The organism is Burkholderia alba, assembly GCF_034721475.1.
GTDB lineage: Bacteria > Pseudomonadota > Gammaproteobacteria > Burkholderiales > Burkholderiaceae > Burkholderia > Burkholderia alba.
The window spans coordinates 85,181-93,082 of sequence record NZ_JAWJWL010000002.1; the positions used below are offsets into that span (position 1 = coordinate 85,181).

At 65.9% G+C, this 7,902-nt stretch carries 8 protein-coding genes and 1 pseudogene; 3 read left to right on the top strand and 6 right to left on the bottom strand.

The genetic code is table 11. From position 1 onward, the window contains the following. From RZR99_RS02175 to RZR99_RS02185, 3 genes are all read left to right on the top strand, one after another. A partial coding sequence (locus RZR99_RS02175) for a ribose-5-phosphate isomerase A (protein ID WP_323118098.1) occupies positions 1 to 255 on the top strand: 255 nt, incomplete at its 5' end. Positions 256 to 545: 290 nt separating this feature from the next. Then, on the top strand, positions 546 to 1,259 hold the full coding sequence (locus tag RZR99_RS02180; RefSeq protein ID WP_323118099.1) for a FadR/GntR family transcriptional regulator: 714 nt from the start codon (positions 546 to 548) through the stop codon (positions 1,257 to 1,259). 91 nt (positions 1,260 to 1,350) lie between these two features. Then, positions 1,351 to 2,337 (top strand): Gfo/Idh/MocA family protein, encoded by a 987-nt coding sequence (locus RZR99_RS02185; protein WP_323118100.1) that lies wholly within the window; start codon positions 1,351 to 1,353, stop codon positions 2,335 to 2,337. 35 nt (positions 2,338 to 2,372) lie between these two features. Here the strand turns inward: RZR99_RS02185 and RZR99_RS02190 are convergent, their stop codons facing one another. The 6 genes and pseudogenes from RZR99_RS02190 to RZR99_RS02215 form a co-directional block, all read right to left on the bottom strand. After that, positions 2,373 to 3,032, bottom strand: coding sequence for an amino acid ABC transporter permease (locus RZR99_RS02190; protein WP_323118101.1), 660 nt, complete (start codon positions 3,030 to 3,032; stop codon positions 2,373 to 2,375). Between the two features lie 125 nt (positions 3,033 to 3,157). Beyond that, the gene (locus tag RZR99_RS02195) at positions 3,158 to 3,952 is read right to left on the bottom strand and encodes a cystine ABC transporter substrate-binding protein (protein WP_323118102.1); all 795 of its coding nucleotides are present in this window, start codon (positions 3,950 to 3,952) and stop codon (positions 3,158 to 3,160) included. 96 nt (positions 3,953 to 4,048) lie between these two features. Next, on the bottom strand, positions 4,049 to 5,086 hold the full coding sequence (locus tag RZR99_RS02200) for a quinone-dependent dihydroorotate dehydrogenase (RefSeq protein ID WP_323118103.1): 1,038 nt from the start codon (positions 5,084 to 5,086) through the stop codon (positions 4,049 to 4,051). Between the two features lie 86 nt (positions 5,087 to 5,172). Next, a complete protein-coding gene (locus RZR99_RS02205; protein ID WP_323118104.1) occupies positions 5,173 to 6,003 on the bottom strand; it encodes an arginyltransferase in 831 nt (276 codons plus the stop codon). A gap of 33 nt (positions 6,004 to 6,036) precedes the next feature. Then, positions 6,037 to 6,230 (bottom strand): annotated as a pseudogene (locus tag RZR99_RS02210) (leucyl/phenylalanyl-tRNA--protein transferase); the annotation flags it as partial. Between the two features lie 383 nt (positions 6,231 to 6,613). Beyond that, a complete protein-coding gene (locus RZR99_RS02215) occupies positions 6,614 to 7,405 on the bottom strand; it encodes a DNA/RNA non-specific endonuclease (protein WP_323118105.1) in 792 nt (263 codons plus the stop codon). Positions 7,406 to 7,902: the final 497 nt, after the last annotated feature.

Sequence of the window (7,902 nt, forward strand, 5' to 3'; positions counted from 1 at the left end):
GGCCGCCGGCTCGCCGCCCTGGGCGGCGTGCCGGTGGTGCGGGTCACGACCGACGGCGCACCCTACATCACCGACAACGGCAACGAGATCATCGACGTGAAGGGGCTGGCGATCGCCGAGCCGCGCGCGCTCGAAGCGACGATCAACAGCTGGCCGGGCGTGGTCACGGTCGGGCTGTTCGCCGAGCGCGGCGCGAACCTGTGCCTGCTCGGCACCGCGCAGGGCGTCGAGTCGATCAGCTATCCCGAGCGTTGAGCGCATGACTGTCGCGTGACGCGCGGCGCGCGTCGCGGCTCGGCATCCGACCCGCATCCAGGCCCGGCAAGCATGCTGCAAGCTTGCCGGGCTTTTTTGAGTCCTGATTTTCTCTGAATATAGTAAGAGGGATAACCCTGTCAGGTGTTTTCCAGATAGCGCATCGGCCGCGAACTCAGCAACGTATCGATGATAAGAACAATAGCGGCATCGTTTTACTTTTTTGGGAAAGGGGCCGGCCAGACTGCGGGGGCAGTGTGCCAACACAGACGACGTATCGGGGAGGTCTCATGGAACAGGGCAAAGACCGGTCATTGGTCAGCAAAGTGATGGATGGGCTTGTTACCGGCATCGTCGAGGACAAGTACGGCGGCATTCTGCCGCCGCAGGACGTACTGTCGAAGGAGTTCGACGTCAGCCGGACGGTGATGCGCGAGGCGTTGTCGATGTTGCTCGCGCGCGACATGCTGGACGTGCGCCCGAAAGTCGGTACGCGGGTGCGGCCGATGCCCGATTGGCGCATGATCGACGAGGACGTGGTGAACTGGCGTTTCCGTGCGAAACCGGATCCGCAGTTCATGCGCGACGTGATCGAATTCCGGATGCTGATCGAGCCGCGGGCGACCGCGCAGGCGGCCACGCGCGCGAACGCGGCCGAAATCGCCGGGATTCGCGAGGCGTTCGAGGCGTTCAAGCTGATCGAGCCCGGCGCGGCCGGATACGACGGGGCGGACGAACTGCTGCATACGCGCATCGTGCATGCGAGCGGCAACCAGTTCTTCCAGCAGATGGCGGCCATCATTCGCGGCGCGCTCAGGCTCGTGAACCCGCGCATGAGCCAGAGGGAGGGGATCCGCGAGCTGGCGATGAGCGCGCACGGCCGCGTGGTCGAGGCGATCGAGCGGCGCGACGCGCGCGAGGCGGAGGCGGCGGCGCTGCAGTTGATCGACTACACCGCCGAGGAAATGCGCAATTTCGCGGTGGAGGTACCCGAGCGGGGATGAGCACGGCGCCGTGCCGGCCGCCGGCCGTTTATCATGACGGCCGGCCGGCTGCCCAGCCGGACCGCACCCTTCGGCCGACACGGAATTCCCGATGACCCATCCCTCTCACGCGCCGATTCGCTTCGGCATCATCGGCGCGGGCGGTATCGCGCGCCGGTTCGCGCACGGCATCACGCACGTACCCGACGCCGCGCTCGTGCACGTCTGGGCGCGCCGCCCGGAAGCGGCAGCGGCGTTTTGCGCCGAACACGGCGGTAGCCCCTGCGAGCGCGTCGATGCGCTGCTGGCCGCCGATCTCGACGCGATCTACATCGCGACCCTCAACGACAGTCATGCGCAGTACGCACGGGCGGCGCTCGCCGCCGGCAAGGCGGTGCTGTGCGAGAAGCCCGCGATGATCAACGCGCGGCAGCTCGACGACGTGCTGGCGGCGGCCCGCACGTCCGGACGCCTGTTCATGGAGGCGATGAAGCCGCCGTTCTATCCGCTGTACCGCAAGCTGCGCGAGCAGCTTGCCCGCGACCCGATCGGCGAGGTGCGGCTCGTGCGCGCCGGCTGCGCGTCGTCGACGGTGCCGGACGATCATCCGGTCTATCGCTTCGAGCAGGCCGGCGGAGCGCTGCTCGACATCGGCATCTACGAGATGTTTCTCGCGGTCGACTGGCTCGGCGAGGCGCTCGATGTGCAGACGCTGGGCCGGGTGGGCGCGACGGGCGTCGACGTGTTCGCGAGCGTCAACAGCCGCCACGAGCACGGCGGCGTGGCGCAACTCTTCTGCGGGCTCGACGTGATGGGCCGCGGCGACGCGCTGCTGGCGGCGGCCGGTGGTCACGTGACGATTCACGAGAACTGGTGGAATCCGGTGAAAGCGACGATCCGCTATGCGGACGGACGCGTGGTCGAACTCGACGAACCGTTCGACGGCGGCGGGCTCAACTACGAGATCGAGCACTTCTGCGCGCTGCTGCGCGAAGGCCGTACCGAGAGCCCGGTGATGACCCACGCGCACTCGCGCCGGATGATCGCGATGACGGACGCCGCACGCGCGGCGCTGGGGATTCGCTATCCGATGGAGTGAGCGGCCGTGGCGCCGGCGGCCGGCGGGTGGGCCGCTCAGTGGCGGCCAGGCAGCGCGAGCCGGCGCTCGTACCAGCGCTGGACCCATTCGAGGATCTGGCACAGCATCCAGTACACGGCCGCCGCGGCGAGATAGAGCGGCAGGGGCTGGTAGGTTGCCGCGATGATTTCCTGCGCGCTGCGCAGCAGTTCGGTGACGGTGATCACCGACACCAGCGACGTATCCTTGATCAGGCTGATCAGGCTGTTCGACAGGCTCGGCACCGCGATCCGCAGCGCCTGCGGACCGATCACGTAGCGCAGCGTCTGCCCCCACGACAGCCCCAGGCTGTATGACGCGAGCCATTGGCCCTTGTCGATCCCGTTGATCGCGCCGCGCATGCTTTCGGACATGTAAGCGGCGACGTTCGCGGACAGCGCGATCACGCCCGCCGGCGTCGGATCGAGCGAGATGCCGAGGCTCGGCAGGCCGTAGTAGATCACGAAGATCTGCACGAGCAGCGGCGTGCCCCGCATCAGGCTCACGTAGATGCGCGCCAGGCCGCCCAGCACCGCGATGCGGCTGATGCCCATCAGCGTGAGCACGACGGCGGCGACGAGGCCGAAGATCATCGACAGCACGGCGAACTTGACCGTCAGCACGGCGCCTTGAGCCAGAACCGGGAGCGATTGTACGAGCAGGGAAGTGGTCGACATGTGATGCGGCGAGTGGCGTGCGCGAAAGCGCAATCATAAACTGAGCGAATAAAACAAAGGGCGGCATCGATACGGATGCCGCCCCTTGCGATGCCGCGCGGCGCGAACCGGCGCGCGCGGATGCCTTACTTGATCGGTTTCGTCACGTCGATGCCGAACCACTTGTCCGAGATTTTCGAGAATGTGCCGTCGGCTTCGAGCTGCGTCATCGCGTCGTCGATGGCCTTCGCGAACTTCGGATTGCCCTTCTTGAACGGGATGCCCGACGGGTTGCCCGCGCCGACGGTCGATCCGGTGCGCAGCGGCAGCTGCGAGTTCTTCAGCAGGTACGCGAGCATCAGGCGGTCGTTGAGCGCGGCGTCGAGACGGCCGGCGGCCAGATCGCGCAGGTATTCGGGCGCGCCCGGATACGTCTTCACGTCGATGCCCGGCACCGACTTCGCCATGTCCATGTAGTTGGTGCCGAGGCCGACGCCGAGCTTCTTGCCCTTCAGATCGTCGAGCGACTTGAACGGGCGGGCGTCGTCCTTGCGCTGGATCAGTTGCGCGGCCGAGTAGGTGTACGCGGGCGAGAAGTCGAGCGTTTCCTTGCGCTTGTCGGTGATGCCGACCTGGTTGACGATCACGTCGAATTTGCCGGCCTGCAGGCCGGCGATGATGCCGCTCCATTCGGTCGTCACGAATTCGGGCTTCACGCCGAGCTTCGCGGCGATTGCCTTCGCGATGTCGACGTCGTAGCCGACGAGTTCACCTTGCGGATTCTTGGAGTTGAACGGCGGGAACGTGCCCTCGAGACCGATCCGCAGCGTGCCGCGCTGCTTGACTTCGTCGAGCAGATCCGCCGCGTGCGCGGTGGCGGCGGCAAACGACGCGCCGATCAGGCCGGCAACCAGAATCTTCTTCAGCGACGCAACTTTCATCGTGTTCCTTTCCTTACCCTGGGCGGGCATATGTTATTGCGGGTAATGATAGCGAAAAGGCAATCGAACTATAAATACCGTTTGTTTATTTCTATATTACGACGCGCGGTCGCGGGCCAGCGCCTTCGCGCATTCGGCGACGAGCGCCGGGCCGCGATAGATGAATCCGGTATAGAGCTGCACCAGCGACGCGCCCGCCGCGAGTTTCGCACGCGCGTCGTCGCCGGAGAAGATGCCGCCCACGCCGATGATCGGCACCGCGCTGCCGAGTTCGGCGTGCAGCTTGCGGATCACTTCGTTCGATGCGTCGAACACCGGGCGCCCGGACAGGCCGCCCGCTTCGTCCGCGTGCGGCAGGCCCTGCACCGCCGTGCGCGACAGGGTCGTGTTGGTGGCGATCACGGCCTCGATCCGGTGGCGCAGCAGCGTCGCGGCGATGTCCTTGACTTGCTCGTCGTCGAGATCCGGCGCGATCTTGAGCGCGAGCGGCACGAGCTTGCCGTGCAGGTCGGCGAGGCGCTGCTGCTTGTCCTTCAAGGCGGCGAGCAGCGCGTCGAGTTCGCCTGCGCCTTGCAGCTGGCGCAAGTTCTTGGTGTTCGGCGACGAGATGTTGATCGTCACGTAGCTGGCGAACGGGTAGACCCGCTCCAGGCAGTACAGGTAGTCGTCGGCCGCGCGCTCGATCGGCGTATCGGCGTTCTTGCCGATGTTGAGGCCGAGCGTGCCGCGATAGCGGGCCGCCTGGACGTTCTTCACGAACTGGTCGACACCGCCGTTGTTGAAGCCCATCCGGTTGATCACGGCGCCCGCGTCGGGTAGCCGGAACATGCGCGGGCGCGGGTTGCCCGGCTGGGCGCGCGGCGTGACCGTGCCGACTTCGATGAAGCCGAAACCGAGCGCGGCGAGGCCGTCGATGCACGCACCGTCCTTGTCGAGCCCCGCGGCGAGTCCGACCGGATTGCGGAAGGTCAGTCCCATCACGGTGCGCGGCGCGTCCGGCACCCGCGCGGCGAGCGCGCCCGCGAGGCCGGTGCGGCCGGCGGCCCCCAGCATGCGCAAGGTCAGGTGGTGGGCATCTTCGGCGTCCATCTTGAAGAGGGACGCGCGGGCGAACGGGTAGAGGGAGCTGAACACGACAGTAGGGTGGTGGCCGGAAATGGGTAACCCGCTATTTTAGCGGAGTTGGCGTGCCCGGCCGGACGGCCGGGGGAGCATCTCGCTCAGGGCGTGCCGGAGTGGCCGCCGGGCAGCGGGGCGCGGACCAGCGCGGCGTCCACCGGCGGCAGGTCGAGTCGCGCCGGGTCGAGCACCCTCCAGCGGCCTTCGACGAGCCCTTCCAGCGGGTGGAAATTGGCCTTGTAGGCCATTTTCTGGCTTTCGCGGATCCAGTAGCCGAGATACACGTAGGGCAGTCGCAGGCTCTTCGCCTGCTCGATCTGCCAGAGGACGTTGTAGGTGCCGTAGCTCGTATGCGGGTCGTCCGGCTCGAAGAACGTATAGACCGACGACAGGCCGTCGCCGAGGATGTCGATCATGCTGATCATGCGCAGCGTGCCGGTGTCGCCGGCCGGCGGATCGAGATCGCGGAATTCCACCAGGCGCGAATTGATCCGGCTCTGCAGCAGGAACTGCTCGTACTGGTCGCGGCTGTCGCGATCCATGCCGCCGCCCGCGTGACGGGCCGACTGATAGCGCATGTAGAGCGCATAGTGCTCCTCGTCGTAATGCAGCGGCGACACGGTTGCGACGAGCGCGCGGTGGCGCTTCCACATGCGGCGCTGGGTGCGGTTCGGCACGAACGCGTCGACCGGCACGCGCACCGGAATGCAGGCGCGGCAGCCGTCGCAGTAGGGCCGGTAGGTGAACACGCCGGAACGCCGGAAGCCGGCCTTCACGAGTTCGGTGTAGATGTCGGAATTGATCAGATGGCTGGGCGTCGCCACTTGCGAGCGCGCCACGCGGCCATCCAGATAACTGCAAGGGTAAGGGGCCGTTGCGTAGAATTGCAGCGCCGAAAGCGGTGAAAGCGGCAGCTCAGTGGGGTGAGTCATGGGCAGCTCTCAATGCATTGATGTTATGCCGCGCTAACGATCGATGGCACTCGGTGCCGCCGCCGGATCGGCATCGCCGATCATCCGGCCGGGACGGCCTGGCCGAACCGCCGCGGGGGCGCCGGTTCGGCCGCCGGACGCGCCTGGGCGATGAACGCCTGGCGCGCGATTTCGCGGCCGCCGAGCAACGCCGGATGCGACGTGTTCTGCTGGAAGTCTATCATTTCTTTGCGGCTGGCCCCATTAAAAATCAAGGCCTTAACGCGTTCCCGCCGGCATGGATCGAGCCCGGGTGGCGATGTCAAAGGTAACATGAAACATCCCGGCGCGAGCCGGGCCGGAGCGCATCGCGCGCGCGAAATCCGAAGCGAAAGACCGGTTCGTTCGGGGGCGAAGGATCCCGTTTTCGCGTGTCGCCGCGCGCGTTCGGTTTCCATGAAGGTGCGATGCCGAGGCGGCACCCGGCATCGAGGGCGGCCGACTATGCGACAAGGGGGCCTTCGGTGCGGCGAGGGGCTCGGAGAGCCCGGTCGCTTCGGCCGGCGCGCTGCTCGCACCGGCGAAGGCGAGTGTCGAGGCCGGACCGGGTGCCGGCGGCCCGGTGACGGACTTACGGTGCCGGCAACTGGATCGCCGACGTCTTGACGGATTGGGCGAGCGACGGGAACGGATCGATTCCGGTCAGGTTCTGGATGTCCGCTACCGACACCACTTGGCACGCCCGTTGATTGTTGTTCTGGCACAGATAGGCGCCCGCGCCGACGCCCGGTTCGTAAATGGCCTTCCAGGTATAGGACGGCACGTACACGGAATCCGCCCCGATCGTCGCAACCGTGCCGTTGTTGAAGGCCGGTCCGGTCACGATGTAGATCTCTCCGAGCTGAGAGGCGAGATCCCGGGCGTGGTCCTCGATCTTTTCCCAGATTCCTCGATTCAGCGTCGGATTCTGCGGCACCACGTTGGCCATCGAGAAGGTCTCTTTTTCGGCGGATTCCGTCGACATGTCTCCCGCCGGCGTCATGTGGCCGCGATCGTAGCCGCTGTTCGTGTAGTCGTCCGTGTAGGAGCGGTCGTCGTAGGGAATCGATTGCTCGGTATGCCACGATCCGACGCGGGTAATGGTGCCTGCGCCGCTCACCTCCGCCTTCGTCAGATGCTCGGCGGAATAGAGCGGCCCCTTGGTGACGCCGGATGCGAGCAGCACATATTCGGTGTAGCAGACTTCCGTGGTCCGGGTCGTCAGCACCGTGTTCAATTTCGGCTCTTTCCCATCGAGAAAAAGGGCGGGGCATCGCGTCGATGCCGAACATAATGCGGGGAGGATGATCGATAGTAAAACGATGAATTTGCTTGATGAGATTTTCATGCCGCCCTCGTGATTGTGTTTGTATTGAGCGGCCACGATAAGGTTCTGGGATGAAGCGAATGTGACGAGATGAGCGGCTTTTGCCCGACAAGGGCAAGGCGATAATCGATGGCGCGCGTCACGCGCGCGGCGGTGTGGGTGCAAGAATCCGGCAAGGGCTCATGAGCGTGAGCGCATGACGAGTCGCCACTGTCGGTCTGGCCGGTGCATTCCAGGTCGGCTTCGCGCACGCCTCCGATCGTCGATGACTGCCGTGCCGCGATTGAAATGCACGAGACGAAAGGCAATCGATTAAGACAGTGTGGGCGACTCTCGGTGACTGGCGTTGAGGCATCGGGTTCTCGTTATGAGATTGCCGCGCCGTGGCGATAAACCCGCCATTCGGGACAGGTGAAGATGGGTTTGCGAGGACGAGGCCCCGGCGAGGAAAGTATCGGAGCGGCGGACGGTCCTGATGTGCGCGAATCGCGGCATGCGGGAGCGCTGGCCGATTGCCTGTACGAGGCGCCGCACTCGACCGCGCCGGCAACGGC